The sequence below is a fragment of the Mesorhizobium sp. WSM4810 genome, from assembly GCF_055811235.1.
This window is the reverse complement of record NZ_JBVVQV010000098.1, coordinates 1-607: the sequence shown is the minus strand read 5'-3', so window position 1 is coordinate 607 and position 607 is coordinate 1. Positions and strand designations below refer to the sequence as shown.

At 59.6% G+C, this 607-nt stretch carries 1 pseudogene; it reads right to left on the bottom strand.

From position 1 onward, the window contains the following. Nucleotides 1-144: 144 nt before the first annotated feature. Nucleotides 145-607, bottom strand: a pseudogene (locus AC0L3O_RS35475) (DUF2243 domain-containing protein); the annotation flags it as partial.

Below are 607 nucleotides of genomic sequence, written 5' to 3'. Positions count from 1 at the left end.
CGGAATGCCTGCATTCAACACTCTGCGCATTTTTCCCTCCATGGCTGAAGTGCCCCGAACCGCGCTGCGCGTGATTTATTCCCGCCGCGAGCGGCGCAACCGGGATCGACCGTTCGTTGTATGCGGACAGTGCCGGCGCCCAGACTAGCGAGGCTCGCCTGGCGACTCCCGTTTGCCCCGCTTTGCCAGCGCCAGGCCGCCGATCAGCATCAACGCACCCCAAACCAGGAACCCGATGTCCCAGTAGATCCACTGGTCCTGCGGAACGGTTTCGTTGACATGGTGGATGCCGAGAAGCTGGTGATTGATCAGCCCTTCGACCAGGTTGAATATCCCGAAGCCCATGAGCATTGTCCCAAGCAACATCGTTCCCGACCACCAGAGATGAGATTTGTGAGCGGTGCGCCAGAGCACGACCAAACCAAGCACGACGAAGATGTATGTGCCGGCGTGGAACAGGCCATCGAGAAGCGTGTTGAACTGAAGGTTCTCAACACTGTCGGCGATAGCCGGCGCTGGTCGCTATATGGTGCCACTGGAGCAACTGGTGCAGCACGATTCCATCGAAGAACCCGCCCAGGCCAAGCCCCAGCAGAATACCTGCGGA